Below are 20891 nucleotides of genomic sequence, written 5' to 3'. Positions count from 1 at the left end.
GTAAATTTTTAAAATCTTAATAAAATGGCAGATTTAAAATCGTTTGCTGAGCAATTAGTAAACTTAACCGTTAAAGAAGTTAACGAATTAGCTCAAATCTTAAAAGACGAGTATGGTATCGAGCCTGCAGCTGCTGCTGTAGTTGCTGGTCCTGCTGCTGGTGGTGATGCACCTGCTGCTGCTGCAGAAAAAACATCTTTCGATGTAATTCTTAAAGAAGCTGGTGGCGCTAAATTAGCAGTTGTTAAACTTGTAAAAGACTTAACAGGTCTTGGTTTGAAAGAAGCAAAAGACTTAGTTGATGGAGCACCAAAAGAATTAAAAACTGGTGTTACTAAAGACGAAGCAGAAGCTCTTAAAAAACAATTAGAAGAAGCTGGAGCAGTAGTTGAAGTTAAGTAATTACTTAATTTAGCTAAGCTAAAAATGTATTAGACACCGACTGAAAATGTTGGTGTCTTTACCTGTTTATAAACATCTCATTTTGCTTGGTTAATGAGAACGTTTCAAACCCGAACCAAACAAATAGTTTATTCTTAAACTAAAATCTTTTAGTCCATTGGCAAAGACAGTCGAACAAAGAGTAAATTTTGCAACTAGTAAGCACATTATAGACTATCCGGATTTTCTGGATGTGCAATTGCAATCATTCAGAGAATTTTTCCAGATAGATACCACATCAGACGATCGCTCTAGCGAGGGTTTGTTTAAAGTGTTTGCTGAAAACTTTCCAATAACAGATTCAAGAAATATCTTCGTTTTAGAGTTTCTTGATTATTTTGTTGATCCGCCACGTTACGATATACACGAGTGTATTGAGCGTGGATTAACCTACAATGTTCCATTAAAAGCAAAGCTTAAGCTTTCTTGTAACGATGTTGAACATGAAGATTTTGAAACCATTATTCAGGATGTGTACTTAGGTACTATCCCGTATATGACACCAAAAGGTACATTTGTTATCAACGGTGCAGAACGTGTTATCGTTTCGCAATTACACCGTTCTCCAGGTGTGTTCTTCGGCCAAAGCCGTCACACTAACGGAACCAAATTGTACTCGGCACGTGTTATTCCTTTCAAAGGCTCATGGATCGAGTTTGCTACAGACGTTAATAACGTGATGTATGCATATATCGATCGTAAGAAAAAATTCCCGGTTACCACTTTATTACGTGCTATCGGTTACGATTCTGATAAAGATATCTTAGAACTTTTTGATCTTGCTGACGAAGTAAAAGTTAGTAAATCAGGTTTAAAGAAATACATCGGTCGTAAACTGGCAGCAAGAGTATTGAAGAAATGGGTTGAAGATTTTGTAGATGAAGATACAGGTGAAGTAGTTTCTATCGACCGTAATGAAGTGATTCTTGAAAGAGAAACCGTTTTAGAAGACGAACACATTGATATGGTTATCGAGGCTGGCGTAAAAAGCATCATCTTATCAAAAGAAGATGGCGCAAGTCAGGCTGATTATACCATTATATATAATACATTACAAAAAGATACCTCAAACTCTGAAAAAGAAGCTGTAGAAAACATCTATCGTGCTTTGCGTAACGCAGAACCACCTGATGAGGAAACAGCTCGTGGTATCATTGATCGTTTATTCTTCTCGGATAAACGTTACGATTTAGGTGATGTTGGTCGTTACCGCATCAACCGTAAATTAAAAATGAATACCCCTGATGAGGTTAAAGTTTTAACGAAAGCGGATATTATCGCCATTGTTAAATACTTGATCAAGTTGATCAACTCAAAAGAAGAAGTGGATGATATTGATCACTTATCTAACCGTCGTGTACGTACGGTAGGTGAGCAGTTGTACGCACAATTTGGTGTTGGTTTGGCTCGTATGGCCAGAACAATCCGTGAGCGTATGAACATTCGTGATAATGAGGTTTTTACACCAACTGATTTAATTAACGCCCGTACGTTATCATCGGTTATTAACTCTTTCTTTGGTACAAACCAATTATCTCAGTTCATGGATCAAACAAATCCATTGGCAGAGATTACGCATAAACGCCGTTTATCGGCTTTAGGTCCAGGTGGTTTATCACGTGAGCGTGCCGGTTTCGAGGTTCGTGATGTGCATTATACTCACTATGGTCGTTTATGTACCATTGAAACTCCAGAGGGACCAAACATTGGTTTAATTTCATCACTTTGTGTGCATGCAAAAATCAATAATTTAGGTTTCATTGAAACACCATACAAACGTGTTGAAGATGGTAAAGTTATTGTTGACTCGGACGTTATTTATTTATCTGCTGAGGATGAAGATGGTAAAACCATCGCTCAGGCTAATGCAGAATATGATGATAAAGGTGTATTTACCACGCCACGTGTTAAAGCACGTTACGAGGGTGACTTCCCGATTATTGAGCCTGAGAAATTAGACTTAATGGACGTTGCACCAAACCAGATTACATCAATTGCAGCTTCGTTGATTCCGTTCTTAGAACATGATGATGCGAACAGGGCTTTGATGGGATCGAACATGCAACGTCAGGCCGTACCATTGTTACGTCCTGAAGCCCCAATTGTAGGTACAGGTTTAGAAGGTCGCGTTGCTCGTGACTCAAGAACTTTGATCAACGCAGAAGGTAACGGTGTTGTAGAATATGTTGATGCTAACGAAATTACCATTAAATATGACCGTAACGAAGATGATCGTTTGGTTTCATTTGAAGGTGATAGCAAAACTTACCGTTTAATTAAGTTCAAAAAAACCAACCAAAATACTTGTATCAACTTAAAACCAATCGTTAAGAAAGGTCAGAAAGTTACAAAAGGACAAGTGCTTTGCGAAGGTTATGCAACTCAAAATGGTGAATTAGCGTTAGGTAGAAACTTGAAAGTGGCTTTCATGCCTTGGCAAGGTTTCAATTTTGAGGATGCGATTGTAATTAACGAACGTATTGTTCGTGATGACGTTTTCACTTCATTACATATTGAAGAGTTTGAATTAGAAGTACGTGATACTAAACGTGGAGAAGAGGAATTAACACCAGATATCCCTAACGTTTCTGAAGAGGCTACTAAAGACCTTGATGAAAATGGTATTATTCGTGTTGGTGCTGATGTAAAAGAAGGTGATATTTTAATTGGTAAGATTACTCCAAAAGGAGAATCGGATCCATCACCTGAAGAGAAATTACTACGTGCAATTTTTGGTGATAAAGCGGGTGATGTTAAAGATGCGTCTTTAAAAACTCCTCCTTCAATCCAAGGTGTGGTAATTGATACTAAATTATTCAGCCGTGCTAAGAAAACTACAAAAGCTGAAGAGAAATCGGCAATTGAGAAATTAGACAAAGGATATACAAATATCACTGAGAAATTAAAAGCAGAATTAGTTGATAAATTATTCACTATTGTAAATGGCAAAACATCTCAAGGTGTATTTAATATTTATAAAGAATTATTGGTTGCTAAAGGCGCTAAATTTACTCAGAAAATTTTAGCCGATCTTGAGTTTACTCACATCAGCCCTAACAAGTGGACTACTGATGAGGATAAAAATGAGATGATTAAATTATTGCTTCACAACTACGGTATCCGTGTTAACGAAGAACTAGGAGCTTACAAACGCGATAAATTTGCGATAAGTGTAGGTGATGAGCTTCCATCGGGTATTGTACAAATGGCAAAAGTTTATGTTGCTAAAAAACGTAAGTTAAAAGTAGGTGATAAAATGGCGGGTCGCCACGGTAATAAAGGTATTGTTGCACGTATTGTACGTGACGAAGATATGCCTTTCTTAGCTGATGGTACTCCGGTTGATATCGTGTTGAACCCGCTGGGTGTACCTTCACGTATGAACCTTGGTCAGATTTATGAAACTATTTTAGCGTGGGCCGGTCAGGAATTAGGTGTTAAGTTTGCAACTCCAATTTTTGATGGTGCTACACATACTGAGGTAGAAGAGTGGATTGCTAAAGCGGGAGTTCCTGCTTCAGGGAAAACTTACTTATACAATGGTTTAACAGGTGAGCGTTTCGATCAGACCACAACTGTAGGTATTATCTACATGTTAAAATTAGGTCACATGGTTGATGATAAGATGCACGCCCGTTCAATCGGACCATACTCATTAATTACACAACAACCATTGGGTGGTAAAGCTCAATTCGGTGGTCAGCGTTTTGGTGAGATGGAGGTTTGGGCATTAGAGGCATTCGGTGCTGCTAATATTCTTCAAGAGATATTAACCGTTAAATCGGATGATGTTATCGGAAGAGCCAAAACTTACGAAGCCATTGTTAAAGGTGAAAACCTACCAACACCAGGTGTGCCAGAATCATTTAATGTATTGGTACATGAGTTACGCGGTTTAGGTTTAGATATTACGTTAGATTAACTAAGCTAAAAGCTGAAAGCTGAAAGCAAAAAGATGAAAGCTTAACTGCACAGTCTTTAGCTTTGAGCTTTAAGCTTTGAGCTTTAACCTTATACAAGAGATATGTCTTACAAAAAGGATAATAAATTAAAAAGCAATTTCACATCAATCACGATTAGCTTATCGTCTCCGGAAATTATTCTGGAACGTTCAAGCGGTGAGGTGTTGAAACCGGAAACCATTAACTATCGTACTTACAAACCTGAACGTGATGGTTTGTTTTGCGAGCGTATTTTTGGTCCGGTAAAAGATTATGAATGTCATTGCGGTAAATATAAGCGTATCCGTTATAAGGGTATTGTTTGCGATCGTTGTGGTGTTGAAGTAACTGAAAAGAAAGTACGTAGAGAGCGTATGGGTCACATCGCATTGGTGGTTCCTGTAGCGCATATCTGGTATTTCCGTTCTTTACCTAACAAAATCGGTTATTTATTAGGTTTACCTACTAAAAAATTAGATTTAATTATCTATTACGAGCGTTATGCAGTAATTCAGGCAGGTTTAATGGCTGAAGAAGGTATCAATTATATGGACTTCTTAACGGAAGAAGAATATTTAGATATTTTAGATAAATTACCTAAAGAAAATCAATATCTTGATGATAAAGATCCTAATAAATTCATCGCCAAAATGGGTGCTGAAGCATTAGAAGATTTATTAAAACGTATTAACTTAGATACTTTATCTTACGATTTACGTCACCAAGCTGCTAACGAAACATCTCAACAACGTAAAAATGAGGCTTTAAAACGCTTACAAGTTGTTGAAGCTTTCCGTGGTGCTAATACGCGTATTGAGAATCGTCCTGAATGGATGATTGTTAAAATCGTTCCGGTTATTCCACCAGAATTACGTCCATTGGTACCATTAGAAGGTGGTCGTTTTGCTACTTCAGATTTAAATGATTTATACCGTCGTGTAATTATCCGTAACAACCGTTTAAAACGTTTGATCGAGATTAAAGCACCAGAGGTAATTTTACGTAACGAGAAACGTATGTTGCAGGAAGCTGTAGATTCATTATTCGATAACTCACGTAAAGTTAACGCGGTAAAAACTGAAGGTAACCGTGCTTTGAAATCACTTTCAGATATCTTGAAAGGTAAACAAGGTCGTTTCCGTCAGAATTTATTAGGTAAACGTGTGGATTATTCAGCTCGTTCGGTAATTGTTGTAGGGCCTAGCCTTAAATTACACGAGTGTGGTATTCCTAAAGATATGGCTGCTGAGCTTTACAAACCGTTCATTATTCGCAAGATGATTGAGCGTGGAGTTGTAAAAACAGTTAAATCTGCAAAGAAAATCGTTGATAGAAAAGATCCATTGGTTTGGGATATCTTAGAAAATGTATTGAAAGGTCACCCGGTATTATTAAACCGTGCACCAACCTTACACAGATTAGGTATTCAGGCTTTCCAGCCAAAATTAATTGAAGGAAAAGCAATCCAATTACATCCACTAGTTTGTACTGCATTCAACGCCGATTTTGATGGTGACCAGATGGCTGTCCACTTACCACTAGGTAACGCAGCAATTTTGGAAGCCCAGGTATTGATGTTGGCAGCACATAACATTTTAAACCCTGCAAACGGTACGCCAATTACAGTACCATCTCAGGATATGGTTTTGGGTCTTTATTATATTACTAAAGGCCGTAGAACTGATGAAACTCGTGTTGTAAAAGGACAGGATTCAAATTTCTATTCTCCGGAAGAAGTTATCATTGCTTACAACGAAAAAGAATTAGACTTGCATGCCTTTATTAAAGTAAGGGTAAATGTTAAACAAGCTGATGGCTCTATCGTTAATAAATTAACTGAAACTACTGTTGGTAGAGTGTTATTCAACCAAATGGTTCCTGAAGAAGTTGGTTATATCAATGAATTATTAACCAAAAAATCTTTAAGAGATATTATTGGTGAAGTAGTGAAAATGACTGGTATGGCTCGTTCTTCTCAGTTCTTAGATGATATCAAAGAATTAGGATTCCGTATGGCTTTCCAAGGAGGTTTATCATTTAATTTACAAGATGTTAATATTCCTGTAGAGAAACATACATTATTAGAACAAGCAGCTGCTGAAGTTGAAGAGGTAAGAAACAACTATAACATGGGTTTCATTACCAACAACGAGCGTTACAACCAGATTATCGATATCTGGACCCGTATCAACAACAGGTTAACTACTTTCGTTATGACTCAGTTATCGTCAGATAACCAAGGATTTAACTCAGTTTACATGATGCTTGATTCAGGTGCACGTGGTTCGAAAGAGCAGATTCGTCAGCTTTGCGGAATGCGTGGTTTGATGGCGAAACCTCAAAAATCAGGTTCAGGTGGTGATATCATTGAAAACCCGATTTTATCAAACTTTAAAGAAGGCTTATCGGTATTAGAGTACTTTATCTCTACTCACGGTGCTCGTAAAGGTTTGGCAGATACGGCGTTAAAAACAGCTGACGCGGGTTACTTAACGCGTCGTTTGCATGATGTTGCTCAGGATATGATTGTTAATTCTGTTGATTGTGGTACCTTAAGAGGTATGTACACAACAGCATTGAAAGATCAGGAAGATATCGTTGAGCCATTATATGACAGGATTTTAGGTCGTACTTCATTGCACGATGTTTATAATCCATTAGATAATACATTATTAGTAAGTGCTGGTGAAGACATTAACGAAGATGTAGCTAAACTAATCGAAGAGTCTCCATTAGAAGGTATCGAAATTCGTTCGGTATTAACTTGCGAGAATAAGAGAGGTGTTTGTGCATTATGTTATGGTCGTAACTTAGCATCTGGAAAACGTGTTCAAAGAGGAGAGGCAGTTGGTGTAATTGCAGCTCAATCAATCGGTGAGCCAGGTACACAGTTAACACTTCGTACATTCCACGTGGGTGGTACTGCATCAAACATTGCTGCAGAATCAAACATCGTTGCTAAGTTTGATGGTGTTATCGAATTTGAAAATATCCGTACTGTTGATACAAAAACAGAAGACGGTATTGTACAAGTTGTATTAGGCCGTTCAGGTGAATTCAAGATTGTTGAGCCAGGAAGCGGAAGAATCATTGTAACAAATAACATTCCTTACGGTGCATTCTTATTCGTTAAAGAAGGTGATAAACTTTCTAAAGGCGATAAAATTTGTTCATGGGATCCATACAACGCGGTTATTCTTTCAGAATTTGCCGGTAAAGCACAGTTTGATGCAATTATAGAAGGTGTTACTTTCCGTGAAGAATCAGATGAGCAAACTGGTCACCGTGAAAAAGTGATTATCGATACACGTGATAAAACTAAAAATCCATCCGTACAAATCGTTGATAAGAAAGGCGAATTTATTAAAGGATATAACATTCCGGTAGGTGCTCACGTTTCAGTTGATGAAGGTGAAACCATTCAAACTGGTCAGATTATAGCTAAAATTCCTCGTGCAACTGGTAAAACCCGAGATATTACAGGTGGTTTGCCTCGTGTAACGGAATTATTTGAGGCTCGTAATCCTTCAAACCCAGCTGTAGTAACTGAGATTGATGGTGTTGTAACTTTAGGTGGTGTTAAACGTGGTAATCGTGAGATTACAATCGAATCTAAAGATGGTGAAGTTAAAAAATACCTAGTTCCATTGTCTAAACACATCCTTGTACAGGATAATGACTTTGTGAAAGCAGGTATGCCTTTATCAGATGGTTCAATTTCTCCAGCAGATATCTTATCAATTAAAGGTCCGGCAGCGGTTCAAGAATACTTAGTAAATGGTATTCAAGAGGTTTACCGTTTACAAGGTGTGAAAATTAATGATAAGCATTTTGAGGTAATTGTTCACCAAATGATGCAGAAAGTTCACATTGAAGATCCGGGTGATACTATTTTCTTAGAAAACAATGCAGTTGACCGTTGGGATTTTGCTGACGAGAATGATGCAATGTACGATAAGAAAGTTGTTGAAGATGCAGGTGATTCAACTGATTTCAAACCAGGTCAAATCGTATCATTACGTAGATTAAGAGACGAAAATTCTCAATTGAAACGTAAAGATTTGAAACAGATTACGGTTAGAGATGCAAGACCAGCTACAGCGAGTTCTATCTTACAAGGTATCACAAGAGCGTCATTAGGTACTAAATCGTTCATTTCTGCGGCATCGTTCCAGGAAACTACGAAAGTATTAAATGAAGCAGCAATTGCAGGTAAACGTGATAACATGTTAGGCTTGAAAGAAAACGTAATTGTTGGACACTTAATTCCTTCAGGAACAGGTGTACGTGGTTACGAAAGAATCATTGTTGGTTCTCAAGAAGAGTACGATAAATTATTAGCTTCAAAACAAGAAGAAGTAGAAGCATAATTTTTTAATACATTTAAAATTTAGTCCTCCACCCAAAGTGGAGGACTTTTTTGTTTGGAATAGATTTTGTAATTTTATTAAAAATATTACCGAATGAGCGTTACAGAAATACAACTTTTTCAAATATTAAAAGCGAAGTTAGGTGAAGCTGAAGCGGAACAGTTAGTTTCATTTGTACAAGCTGAAGTTGAGAACAAACGAGAGATTTTAGCTACAAAAGAGGATATTGCTAATACAAAGAAATATATCTTGCAAGTAAAATCTGAACTTTCCAAATCAATTTATTTGGTAGGTCTTATTCAATTTTTAGCTATAGTTTGTTCAGTATTTGGTATTATTAATTTTATGATCAAATAGAAATATAGACAACTTATTATAGAAACCTGAGCTCGATTCTTAAACTTAATATTTTGCTGTTTTATCGTCGTATTGCTTGTACGAAACGTCTTGCTTAATTTATTTCAGCATCTTTCCTGCAAATAAGACCCTGAAATAAATTCAGGGTGACATTAACTAAAAAAAAGTAGCTTACTAATAATATTTAGGAATATTTAATAATCGAAATCAGGTTACAGAAGATTACATTTACTTCCGCTAATACATAGCGGAATTTTTTATTTTTGACACATTATGGAAGAACAACAAAACGAAAACCAATTAAATATAGAGCTATCAGAAGAAATTGCTGAAGGGATTTTTTCAAACTTAGCAATCATAACACATTCAAATACGGAGTTTGTATTAGATTTTATCAGAGTAATGCCTGGATTGCCAAAAGCTAAAGTAAAATCTAGAATTATTTTAACTCCTGAACATGCCAAGCGATTGTTGTCTGCTTTAGAAGATAATATTCTAAAATTCGAAGCTGTTAATGGGCGGATTAAGACTCAAGAAGAACCTCCATTTCCAATGGGCTTCGGCGGACCAACTGCGCAGGCATAATATTTATTTTAATAATTCCTTACAAATATTTGATTGCTATGTTAGCATAATATATATTTGTTATATAACCATATATAGATGAAAAAAATTTTATTGAGCGTAATATTATCCGCCCCTTTATGGGTTTTTGGGCAGGGTTTTCAAGTTAATTTACAGGGACAGAAACAAATTGGTATGGCTGGAGCAGGTTCTGCATTAGCGTTAGATGAAGCTTCAGTATTCTTTAATCCTGGTGCGGTTAGTTTTCTAGAAAAGAATTCTATCTCAGCCGGAGTAAATCCATTACTATTTAAATCTGCATTTCAGCGAACGGGGTCTAATGTAACCGAAGATGTTAAAAATAAAATCGCACCTCCATTTGAATTCTATGCAGTTTGGGGTCCAAAATCGAACAAATGGAAGTTGGGTTTGGGTGTTTATACACCTTTTGGTGGTTTGGTAGATTGGGGAGATAACTGGTCTGGCAAATATGCACTTACATCTTTAAATTTAAAGGCAATTTATGTACAACCAACATTAAGTATTAAAATTACCGACCAGATTGGTATAGGAGCTGGTTTTGTTTATAATCATGGCGATGTTAATTTACAGAGAGCGCTCCCAGTAAACTACCCTGATGGTCGTTCTGGTAAAGTGACTTTGGATGGAACCGGAAAAGGCTACGGTTGGAACGCAGGTATTTACATTAAAACGCTAAGTGATATCACTTTTGCAATTGTTCACAAATCAAAAGTGATAACAAAATTAGAAGGTGGTTCGGCAGAATTTGACGTGCCTAATTCATTAAGAACATCATTTCCTGCTGGAAATACTTTTAATGCAGAATTGCCATTACCCGCAACAACTACCTTAGGCATTGGTATTCCCTTATCAAAAAGTACTTTATTGGCATTTGATGCCAGTTGGGTACAATGGCATATCTATCAGGATTTAGCTTTTGATTATGCTACAAATACTTCCGCACTTGCCGATACAAAATCAGCCCGTAATTATCGTGATGGTTCTTCATTTAAATTAGGTATCAATCATCAGGCATCAGATAAGTTGGCTTTAAGAGCAGGTGTTGGTTATGCATTTACTCCTGTTCAAAATGGATATGTTACACCAGAAGCACCGGATGCAGATCGTTACATTTTAAGTGCTGGTGCAGGTTATTCCGTGACATCTAAATTTGAAGTTAATGCATCCTTCTTCTTTGAAGACGTTAAATCGCGTAAACAAAAAAATATTGAAACTGGCTTAGATGGTACTTTCAAAACTTTGGTTTATGCACCAGGTATTTCATTAACTTATAAATGGTAGGAGCATCGAAAATGAAAAAATATATATTAAATAGTTTTTTAGCGGCTGTAATTCTTTTTGCAGCATCTTGTAAACCAGAAATTGACGCAGTTGCAGGTACCTCAGCAGGGCAAGCAAACTTTAGCAAATACATTGCGGTTGGTAATTCATTAACATCAGGTTTTGCTGATGGTGGCTTATATCTTGAAGGACAAAAAGTTGCTTATCCAAACCTTATTGCAGCACAGATGACTACTGTTGGAGGTGGAAGTTTTACTTCTCCATTTTTTACAGATGCTCAAGCAAATGGTTCTGGTTATTTGACATTATCAGCACTAGTAAATGGAACGCCAACTTTAACTCCTGTAACCAATAATCTTGCAGTTAGGGATGCATCAGGAAGGTTAACAAAATACACCGGAGAGGTACAGAATTTAGGTATACCTGGTATGCGTGTTGATTTGGCATTTGCTGCTCCATTTGGTGCTGCAAACCCTTACCTGGAGCGTTTGTTATCAGATACACAGGTTGGAACGGTAAGTTACTTCCAGTTTATTCAAGGTAGAAATCATACATTTTTCTCTCTTTGGTTGGGTAATAACGATGCTTTAGGCTACGCAACAAATGGCGGTGTAACAACAGATGCAACAAATGTTTTAACTGATAAATCTACTTTTGCGCTTTTATATTCCAATTTAGTGAATACATTAACCGCAGGTGGACAAAAAGGTGTTGTAGCTACCATTCCAGATGTAACCTCGATCCCTTATTTTAATACGGTAACCGTGGCGGCATTATTAAATGCAGCTAAAGCAATTAATCCTGCGGCTGCTGCAATTTATATCCAAACAGGAGCAGGAGCGGTAAGGACTGCAACTGCGGAAGATTTAATTCGTTTGCCATTTCAATCTGCAGGTTTATTTGGTGTTCCAAATGCTTCAGGTTTGCCTTATGGTTTACACCCTTTAAATCCGATAGCAAACAACTGGGTTTTAGATAAAGACGAAATTGCGAGGATTAAAGATTATGTTTTGAGCTACAATAGCACGATAAAATCATTAGCAGATAGCAAAGGTTTAGCCATTGCAGATACTTATACTTACCTAAACCAAGTTAAAACGGGAATCGTTCTACAAGGTGTTGGTATTAATTCAGCCTTTATCACGGGAGGCGCTTTCTCTTTAGATGGTGTTCACTTGACGCCACGTGGAAACGCAGTTATTGCAAATGTTTTTATTGATGCCATTAATGGAAAGTATGGTTCGAACATTCCTACGGTTGATATTACGCAATACAGGGGGGTGAAATTTCCTAACTAGAAATTATTTTTAAAATTGAAAAGGCCTTGATTATTTCAGGGCCTTTTTCATTCAAATATTTTTATCAATTAATTCAATAACCTGCTCAACTTCATCAGGTTCAAACCAGGTAATCTCTTCATCTCGCCTAAACCAGGTTAATTGTCGTTTTGCAAATCTTCTGGTATTCTGTTTAATGGATGAAATGGCATCATCAAAAGAAATTTTTCCATCAAGATATTCAAATAACTCACTGTAACCAACTGTATTTAGGGCATTGTAATTTCGGTATTGCACTAATGATTTTACCTCCTCCAGCAATCCTTGGTTTACCATAGCATCAACCCGTTGATTAATTCTATCATAAAGTTTCGCTCTATCTGTGTTAAGAGCAATTTTAATGATATTGAATGGTCTTTCTTTTTTTGTAGCAGAAAGCATCGATGATAGTTTTTTTCCTGTTGAAAGAAATACTTCCAATCCTCTAATCATTCGCTGCGGATTGTTCTGATCTACTTTATCAAAATACTCTGGGTCATAACTTTTTAGCTGAGTCTGAATTGCCTCTAAACCTTCTTCTTCAAATTGCTTATTTAGTGTTGCTCTGATTTCAAGGTCAATTTCTGGCATTTCATCTAAACCATTAATTACTGCGTTAATGTAAAGACCTGAGCCACCGACCATTACAGCTAAATCGTGGTTTTCGAAGATCGTATCGATAACTTTCAAAGCTTCTATTTCAAAATCGCCTGTGCTAAAAAGTTCTTCTACTGTATGAGAATTAATAAAATGGTGTTTTACAGCCGCTAATTCAGTTAAACTCGGTTTTGCAGTTCCAACTTCCATTTCCTTAAAAAACTGGCGAGAATCTGCAGAAATAATTTCTGTGTTGAAATGCTTTGCCACCTCAATTGCCAAAGCAGTCTTGCCTATTGCGGTTGGGCCAACGATCACGATTAATGTTTTAGATTTTTGGCTTTCTGGCATATGGTTAAGGTATAAAAAAAACTGTCGAATATTAAATTCGACAGTTCATATTTTTTAAGCTAAATATAAAATTTAGTAATCGTCTTTATGGGTGTCTTCTTCGAAACCTTCGCTGTCTGAAAATTCATCAAATTCGTCTGCTACTTCAGTTTCATCATCTTCATCATGCTCTTCCTCATTAATTCCCATCTCGCCCATTGCTTCTAATTCATCTGTATCTTCAGGAACAAAATTTAATTCATTCAGGAAATCAAATTCGCTAGGAGCCGCAATTCCGGGATCGACTATGGATGGACTGTTAGGTGTTAAAATTTTTGGTGCTTCGCCAGAACTTTTTGCTAAAAATGGATATTGAATATTTGGATCAGCATCCAAAATAATTTTAACAAGTTCTACATGAAAATCAAATGGGCGATCGAAATTGTAAGTGTAATAGAATTTTTGATGAGGATCTTCAATAAATCCACTTAATTTAGAGTTTTCCATTAAAACTACTCTGTCTTTTTTACGTTCGCTAGGTAAATAAGCAATTTCATCACCTTTTAGCCAATTATCGGTGCTTACATAAAATGATGAAGATTTTTCTGCATTATATCCAGTAGATTTATGAATTGCTCTGTGCAAATCTTCAAAGGTCTGGTTAGATTTAATGTCGATCTCTCTCACTACATCGTCAAAATCTTCGAAAGTAATTTTAAATTTATAAATTGCCATTATTGTTAATTGGTGCTGTAAAAATAAAGTTAATTTGTTTATCGCAAAACAGTATCTGATACAAAAAGTTGTTTTTGATTACAAATTATCTATTAACAGGATTTAAACCCATTTGTTTCGCCATATTTATCATAAAGTTAAACGCTTCATTATAATCGTTTGTTATCTCTCCTTCTAAAATTGCTTCACGAATAGCCGTTTTTATTAGTCCAACTTCTTTTCCTGCTTCTAGTGCAAAAGTTTCCATAATATCATTTCCTGTGATGGGAGGTTGCCAATTTCTTATTTTATCTCGTTCTTCAACATCTTTTAGTTTCTGTTTAACCAATTCGAAATTACTGCGGTATTTTGTTTTCTTATATTCGTTTTTAGTGGTAACGTCGGCATTGCAAAGCAACGTTAAGCTTTCTATTTCTTCACCAGCATCGAAGAGTAAGCGACGAACGGCGGAATCTGTTACGATATCCTGAGCTAAAACTATAGGTCTTAAATGTAGTTGTACCAGCTTTTGCACAAATTTCATCTTCTCATTTAGCGGCAACTTTAATTGTGTAAAGATTTTTGGAACCATTCGTGCACCTTTATCTTCATGTCCGTGAAAGGTCCATCCATGTCCTTCCTCAAAACGTTTAGTCGCAGGTTTGGCTATGTCGTGTAAAATTGCTGCCCAGCGTAACCATAAATCATCGGTATCAGCACAAATGTTATCTAAAACTTCAAGTGTGTGGTAAAAATTATCTTTATGGCCTTTACCTTTAATTACATCGACGCCATAGAGTTGTGCCATTTGAGGGAAAATTATGTGTAGTAATCCCGTATCGAAAAGGAGTTTAAAGCCAATTGAAGGTTTTTGCGATAATATGATTTTGTTTATTTCATCAGTTATTCGCTCTTTTGATACAATATTAATGCGCTCTTTTTGGGTTTTAATTGCATTTATTGCCGCTTCATCAATTGTAAAATTTAATTGCGATGCAAATCTAATTGCCCGCATCATTCGAAGCGGATCATCTGAAAAGGTTACTTCAGGATTGAGCGGCGTTCGAATTATTTTCTTTTCTAAATCTTGAATCCCATCGAAGGGATCTAAAAGCTGACCGAAATTGTTCGCGTTTAAATTAATGGCAAGTGCGTTTATGGTAAAATCTCTGCGAAGTTGGTCATCTTCTAGGGTTCCATCTTCAACAATAGGTTTTCTTGATTCTAAGCGATAGGATTCTTTCCTCGCACCCACAAATTCAATCTCTAAATCTTGAAATTTAATGTTCGCCGTTCCGAAATTTTTAAATACGGCAACTTTTGTATTTAGTTTTTTTCCGACCGCTTCCGCATAATCTATCCCACTACCAACAACTACAACGTCAATATCTTTTGATGGTCGATTCAGAAATAAATCGCGAACAAAGCCGCCGATGACGTAAGCTTCAGTTTGGTTTTTATCGGCGATGGTCGATAAAGTTTTAAAAATCGGATTTTGTAAATGTTGTTGCATTAATTGTATCAAGGCTATTTGCTCAAATTGGTAGTGTATTATTTTTTATAAAAAAAAATAGATCAACTAAAATCCTTTACCAAACTGAAATGCAAAAATAGCAAAATTACTTACGAATAAACTCAAATTGACCACCAGGTGAAAGTTTCATAATTGTTGATGGTTTTCTTACGGTTCGGTCTTGCTGCTCAAAATCTACTATATAATCAACCGCTTCTGTAATTTGAGGATTTACATCATCAAAGTATTTTGGAGATGGTTCGCCACTTAAATTTGCCGAAGTAGAAACGATTGGTTTGCGAAATCGTTGAATAAGTGCAGTACAGAAATCATGTTTCACAACCCTAATCCCAACGCTTCCATCTTCGTTTATTACATTGGCAGCTAAGTTTTTTGCGCCAGAAAATATAATGGTAAGCGGGTTTTCTGCGTATTCAATTAAATCATAAGCCACTTCAGGAACTTCATCAATGTAGCTTTGGATCTTATTATCGTTATCTAAAAGAATTATTAAACTTTTCTCTTTCGGACGGTTTTTAATTTTTAGTAATTTATCTACCGCATCAGGGTTGGTTGCATCACATCCTAAGCCCCAAATGGTGTCAGTAGGATATAAGATTACACCACCAGATTTAAGCGTTTCTAAAGCTTTGTTAATTTCTACTCTAAGCATAACACAAAGGTAGTTTTTAAAACAATATGTTAAATCTCCTAATGGCTCTAATATTTAACATTTGAGGTAAAACAAAGGCTTTTTTCGAGCGTTGTACATTAACAATCTGAGTGTAAAAAATGAGCTTATTATTTGACTTTCAGATTAAAAAAAGGTATTTTTATATAGGTTATTAAACACAAAACACATTATAAATGAAAACATTCCAAAAACTATTAATGCTATTTACGGTAGTAATTGCATTAGCAGGGTGTTCGTCACTCCGCACCGCATCCGATTTTGATAAGGATGTTGATTTAAGCAGCTATAAAACTTATAATTTTTATGATAAGGGGATAGCAAAGGTTAAGCTGAATAATCTTGATAAAAGAAGATTAATGGCAGCAGTAGAAACTCAAATGAATGCAAAAGGTTTCACCAAATCTACCAGTCCGGATTTACTTGTTAATTTAGTAGTTGTTGCCCGTGAAAGAACAGATTTTTACGGTCCTGGCTATTACGGTGGCTGGGGTTGGGGTGGCGGCTGGGGCTGGCGAGGTGGTTGGGGAGGCTGGGGAGGCTCAACCTTTGCTAATCAATACATCGAAGGCACAATTATTATCGATTTCTTAGATCCTGCAAAGAAGATATTGTTCTGGCATGGTCAAGGTTCTGGATTTAATTTAGGTAGCTTTAACAAAAGAGAAGAGCGTTTGAATACTGGAGTAAAAGAAATTTTAGCTCAGTATCCAACCAAAACGATGGTTACTAAATAATTAAGTAATATTTAGGCTAGAATATTTTTATAACAATTCATTAATTGTTGAGTTACCAAAGGGCTGTTGAATTTTTGAACAAATTCCAGCCCTTTTGCTTTCATCTCTTTTTGTAAAATAGGTGATTCCAGAACTTTATTTATCTCCAAAGCCAATTCATCCTTGTGATTTGGATTAATATAAATGCTATCTGGTCCGCCGGCTTCTTCCAAACAAGATCCAGTTGCTGCAATTGTAGGAATGCCTGAATACAAAGCCTCGATAATAGGAATGCCGAAACCTTCATAAAATGATGGATAAACAAATAAGTTTGCCATTTGATAAATTCCAGGTAAATCTGCAAAAGGGATATTTTCAAGAAAGATTACTCTTTTCTGAAGTTCTAGTCGTTCAATTTCCTGTTTAACGACTTTAAAATAAGTTGTCTTTTTACCAATGACAACCAATTTATAATCTTCGTTAACATCCTTTAATGCCTGAACGATTAGCTTCAGGTTTTTTCTTTCTTCAATGGTTCCTACATTAAGAATAAATTTTTCTGGCAGTTTATACTTTGCTTTAATTCTACTTAAAGTTGCTGTATCAAAAGGTTTTTTAAAACTATCATCGCAGCTTTGATAAATGACTTCAATCTTATCTGCATTTACGCCGTAGAATTCGACCACATCTGCTTTCGTTTTTTCACTTATGGCGATAATTTTATCTGCCCGTTTACAAGCCGATATACTTTTCCATTTGTAAAGTTTTCTATCTATAAAACTGTAGTACTGCGGATAGCGAAGAAAAATTAAATCGTGAATGGTTACTACAGATTTAATCCTGGTATGTTGAATGGCAAAGGGAATTTCATGACTTAAACCATGATATAGCTGTACATTATCTTTAGCTAAATCTTTTAAAATATTAAGGCTTCTCCATAAAAAGTTACCACTTTGCGGAAGTTTTAAAGTGACATTTTCATTTGATAAAAATGAATCAATTTGTTTGGCAGATTTTACTTTTGGCGAGTAAACCAAGTATTCGTTTTCAGGAAATTGCTTAGCCAAAGCTTCTATTAAAGAGCGGCTATAATTACCCAGGCCTGTTAAATTGTTTGCTGCCCGCTTACCATCAAAGCCGATTTTTAGCTTAAAGCTCAAAGCCGAAAGACCAAAGCTTGATTGCTCAAGTTTAGCGCTTTCGGCTTTTGTAATTTGCTCTTCGCTTTCAGCTTTCACCTCTGTGCTTTTAGCTTAAACAGCTACATTATTCTCTCTCAACGCATCGTTAAGCGAAGTTTTTTTGTCTGTACTTTCTTTACGTTTACCAATGATTAAAGCGCAAGGAACTTGATAATCTCCAGCTGGGAATTTTTTGGTATAACTACCAGGAATTACAACAGAGCGAGCTGGCACAATACCTTTATATTCGATAGGTGTTGGTCCGGTTACATCAATAATTTTAGTTGAAGCTGTTAATACAACATTAGCACCTAAAACTACTTCTTTTTCTAATTTAACGCCTTCAACAACAATTGCTCTAGAGCCTAAGAAACAATCATCCTCTATAATAACAGGAGCTGCTTGAACTGGTTCTAAAACGCCACCAATGCCAACACCACCACTTAAATGTACACGCTTACCAATTTGCGCACATGAACCTACAGTTGCCCAGGTATCTACCATGGTACCTTCATCAACGTAAGCGCCAATATTTACATAAGATGGCATCATAATTACGCCTTTAGCTAAAAACGAACCATAACGAGCACTTGCCATTGGTACAACACGCACACCAGTTGTTTTATAGTCGGTTTTTAAATCCATTTTATCGTGGTAAACAAAAGGACCGCTTTTAATTTCTTTCATCTCACGAATCGGGAAGTATAATATTACAGCTTTTTTTACCCACTCATTAATGCCCCAAGAGTTTAAAACCGGTTCAGCAACACGAATTTCGCCTTTATCTAATCCCATAATTACGGCTTCGATGGCTTCGCAATAATTGCTATATTGTAAAAGGGTTCTATCTTCCCAAGCGGCTTCAATTAATTTCTTTAAATCTGAATACATGTTGTTTTTAAATTTTACGCAAAATAACTTAAAATTTTTGGTTTTTTAGTTTTTTGGGCGTTTGGTTTTTTGAGGTATGGTTGCTTAACTTTGGTTTTTAATCTTTTTGAATTTTATTACAAACAGAATAATTTACGATTAGTTTAATTACAATAGATTAAATAACCAACCACTAATGGCAGAGACAGAAAAACTTAGGATAGATAAATATTTGTGGGCGATTAGGCTTTTTAAAACCAGAAGTTTGGCAACAGATGCTTGCAAAGCAGGTAGAGTTAAACTGAAAGGGCAAAACATTAAACCATCTGCAATTGTAAAAATAGGTGAGGTTTATTCGGTATCGAAAGGTATTGAGAAGAAAATAATTGAGGTTGTAGAATTTTCATACAACAGAACAGATTCGCCAACGGCTTTAACCAAGTATAAAGATTTAACACCAGTTGAAGAAACGCATGCTTTTAAATCTGCATTTCATTCGCCAAATTTAAAGCGGGATAGGGGAACTGGAAGACCGACTAAAAAGGATAGAAGGGAAACTGATGATTTAATTGGTGGTTTATTTGAGGATGACGATGACTAATGCAGTTTTCAGTTTTCAATTCTCGATTTCAGTCCTCAGTTTTTAGCTGATGAACTTCTTTTGGTTGGGTATTAATACCTGCATACTGTAAATTAAAATATCTCATTCTGTAACTCATCATAGCTGTTTTGCCTAATCTTTCTATCAGTTTATAATTGGCAATAGCACCTACAGCGGCGCCCACGAATGGCAACATTTGTGCAAGTTTTGCTAAGTCGATGTAATCGCGATATTGCTGTTGAAAAGTTAGCCAGTCAAATTTATTAATGTCTGTAGGTAGCAAATGGGCTGTGTTGTCCCAATTTTCCATCTTTAAAAAAACATTCTTGCTTTCTTCCTTGCTAGAAAATGCCAGTTGAAAAATATGCAGCATAAATAAGCGTTCGCGATAATCCTTAACATCATAACCGTACAAAGCAGCGATATCAAAAAGCATTTTCATTTTAATGCCGAGTAACAAAGGGAAATCTGCAAGGCTCATTAAAAATCCACCTGCACCGGTAATTCCGCCCTCTGTAGCCCCGGTTTTTTTATACCCATCTATCTTCTGTTTAATTAATGCTTCCCGATGCATTAGCGTCAAATCGGCTATGGGTTTTGATGTGGTGAAGGTAGAGCCGAAAAGTACAGCTTTAACCATCTGCTTTATTGCCACAGTTATTCCCTCATGCATTTTATCAGGAATGTAGCTATTAATTTTCTTTTGAACTTTATCTGTAACTTTATTAAAAAGAGATGGCTTTTTTAAGGTTTTATACTTCCAAAATTCCAATTCGTTGGTTATTTTTTGATTATAAGTCATGCTGTTTTTAATAGTTAGATTTTAATAAAGAACTTTTGTTTCAATAATTTTGAATCTAATACTCAATTCGCATAGGTGAATGTTCCCACAGCTTAAACGCCTCTATTGCTTCATCTCTCATTAACTGGATAATTGGAAGTGTTCGTTGCTCCATCGGTTTTTCCAATTCTTCATAAATAAATTTATCGTCAAAGCCAATGTGTGCGGCATCTGCTTTGGTATTGGCATAATAAATGGTTTTAATTCTCGACCAATAAATTGCTCCTAAGCACATTGGGCAAGGTTCGCAACTGGTGTATATGGTACAACCATTTAAATCAAAAGTATTGAGTTCTTCACAAGCCAATCTTATTGCCGAAATTTCTGCATGGGCAGTTGGGTCGTTTGTAGTGGTTACTTTATTAGCCGATTGAGCTATAACTTTTCCGTCTTTTACAATTACGGCACCAAACGGACCGCCAATATGCTCAGTTACGTTTTGTATGGATAGCTTAACGGCTATCTGCATAAACTCTTTATGTTGTTCAATGTTTTCCATGCTTAATTTTAAACAAAAAAAATGCC

At 36.1% G+C, this 20891-nt stretch carries 17 protein-coding genes; 9 read left to right on the top strand and 8 right to left on the bottom strand.

All coding sequences use genetic code 11. From position 1 onward, the window contains the following. Positions 1 to 24 precede the first annotated feature (24 nt). The 7 genes from rplL (at position 25) to D7004_RS08460 (ending at position 12294) form a co-directional block, all read left to right on the top strand. A complete protein-coding gene (gene rplL, locus D7004_RS08490; RefSeq protein WP_123205451.1) occupies positions 25 to 402 on the top strand; it encodes a 50S ribosomal protein L7/L12 in 378 nt (125 codons plus the stop codon). 157 nt (positions 403 to 559) lie between these two features. Beyond that, entirely contained in the window at positions 560 to 4363 is a 3804-nt protein-coding gene (gene rpoB / locus D7004_RS08485) for a DNA-directed RNA polymerase subunit beta (RefSeq protein WP_123205450.1), read from the top strand. A 102-nt stretch (positions 4364 to 4465) separates the two neighbouring features. After that, positions 4466 to 8752 (top strand): DNA-directed RNA polymerase subunit beta', encoded by a 4287-nt coding sequence (gene rpoC / locus D7004_RS08480; RefSeq protein ID WP_123205449.1) that lies wholly within the window; start codon positions 4466 to 4468, stop codon positions 8750 to 8752. 93 nt (positions 8753 to 8845) lie between these two features. After that, a complete protein-coding gene (locus tag D7004_RS08475) occupies positions 8846 to 9109 on the top strand; it encodes a hypothetical protein (protein ID WP_123205448.1) in 264 nt (87 codons plus the stop codon). Positions 9110 to 9382: 273 nt separating this feature from the next. Further along, positions 9383 to 9694, top strand: coding sequence for a DUF3467 domain-containing protein (locus tag D7004_RS08470; RefSeq protein WP_123205447.1), 312 nt, complete (start codon positions 9383 to 9385; stop codon positions 9692 to 9694). Between the two features lie 78 nt (positions 9695 to 9772). Further along, positions 9773 to 10996 (top strand): OmpP1/FadL family transporter, encoded by a 1224-nt coding sequence (locus D7004_RS08465; RefSeq protein WP_123205446.1) that lies wholly within the window; start codon positions 9773 to 9775, stop codon positions 10994 to 10996. 11 nt (positions 10997 to 11007) lie between these two features. Next, a complete protein-coding gene (locus D7004_RS08460; protein ID WP_123205629.1) occupies positions 11008 to 12294 on the top strand; it encodes an SGNH/GDSL hydrolase family protein in 1287 nt (428 codons plus the stop codon). Positions 12295 to 12345: 51 nt separating this feature from the next. On the opposite strand, the gene miaA is transcribed toward D7004_RS08460, so the two are convergent. The 4 genes from miaA to D7004_RS08440 all read right to left on the bottom strand — a co-directional run bounded on the left by miaA (position 12346) and on the right by D7004_RS08440 (position 16139). After that, positions 12346 to 13260 carry a tRNA (adenosine(37)-N6)-dimethylallyltransferase MiaA gene (gene miaA, locus D7004_RS08455; protein WP_123205445.1) on the bottom strand — a complete coding sequence of 305 codons (915 nt, stop codon included), beginning with the start codon at positions 13258 to 13260 and terminating at the stop codon, positions 12346 to 12348. Positions 13261 to 13332: 72 nt separating this feature from the next. Then, on the bottom strand, positions 13333 to 13974 hold the full coding sequence (locus D7004_RS08450; RefSeq protein ID WP_123205444.1) for an IS1096 element passenger TnpR family protein: 642 nt from the start codon (positions 13972 to 13974) through the stop codon (positions 13333 to 13335). An 85-nt stretch (positions 13975 to 14059) separates the two neighbouring features. Then, positions 14060 to 15466, bottom strand: a complete 1407-nt coding sequence (locus D7004_RS08445) for a CCA tRNA nucleotidyltransferase (RefSeq protein WP_123205443.1) — start codon at positions 15464 to 15466, stop codon at positions 14060 to 14062. Positions 15467 to 15572: 106 nt separating this feature from the next. After that, positions 15573 to 16139 (bottom strand): L-threonylcarbamoyladenylate synthase, encoded by a 567-nt coding sequence (locus tag D7004_RS08440; RefSeq protein WP_123205442.1) that lies wholly within the window; start codon positions 16137 to 16139, stop codon positions 15573 to 15575. Between the two features lie 194 nt (positions 16140 to 16333). On the opposite strand from D7004_RS08440, the gene D7004_RS08435 reads away from it, so the two are divergent. Further along, positions 16334 to 16894: a DUF4136 domain-containing protein gene (locus D7004_RS08435; protein ID WP_123205441.1), complete on the top strand. Its 561-nt coding sequence runs from the start codon at positions 16334 to 16336 to the stop codon at positions 16892 to 16894. A gap of 11 nt (positions 16895 to 16905) precedes the next feature. On the opposite strand, the gene D7004_RS08430 is transcribed toward D7004_RS08435, so the two are convergent. Together D7004_RS08430 and D7004_RS08425 are read right to left on the bottom strand one after the other, a co-directional pair. Next, positions 16906 to 18111, bottom strand: a complete 1206-nt coding sequence (locus D7004_RS08430) for a glycosyltransferase family 4 protein (RefSeq protein ID WP_123205440.1) — start codon at positions 18109 to 18111, stop codon at positions 16906 to 16908. A 15-nt stretch (positions 18112 to 18126) separates the two neighbouring features. Then, positions 18127 to 18945 carry a 2,3,4,5-tetrahydropyridine-2,6-dicarboxylate N-succinyltransferase gene (locus D7004_RS08425; RefSeq protein WP_123205439.1) on the bottom strand — a complete coding sequence of 273 codons (819 nt, stop codon included), beginning with the start codon at positions 18943 to 18945 and terminating at the stop codon, positions 18127 to 18129. A gap of 175 nt (positions 18946 to 19120) precedes the next feature. Here D7004_RS08425 and D7004_RS08420 point away from each other — a divergent pair, with 175 nt between their 5' ends. Next, entirely contained in the window at positions 19121 to 19525 is a 405-nt protein-coding gene (locus tag D7004_RS08420; protein ID WP_123205438.1) for an RNA-binding S4 domain-containing protein, read from the top strand. Positions 19526 to 19553: 28 nt separating this feature from the next. Here D7004_RS08420 and D7004_RS08415 read toward each other — a convergent pair whose 3' ends face one another. Together D7004_RS08415 and D7004_RS08410 are read right to left on the bottom strand one after the other, a co-directional pair. Continuing rightward, the gene (locus D7004_RS08415) at positions 19554 to 20327 is read right to left on the bottom strand and encodes an EcsC family protein (protein WP_123205437.1); all 774 of its coding nucleotides are present in this window, start codon (positions 20325 to 20327) and stop codon (positions 19554 to 19556) included. Between the two features lie 55 nt (positions 20328 to 20382). Then, a complete protein-coding gene (locus D7004_RS08410) occupies positions 20383 to 20865 on the bottom strand; it encodes a nucleoside deaminase (protein WP_123205436.1) in 483 nt (160 codons plus the stop codon). Between the last annotated feature and the right edge of the window lie 26 nt (positions 20866 to 20891).

Origin of the sequence: Pedobacter jejuensis (assembly GCF_003725795.1) — a bacterium.
GTDB classification, from domain to species: Bacteria; Bacteroidota; Bacteroidia; order Sphingobacteriales; family Sphingobacteriaceae; genus Pedobacter; species Pedobacter jejuensis.
This window is presented reverse-complemented; position numbering and strand designations above follow the sequence as displayed.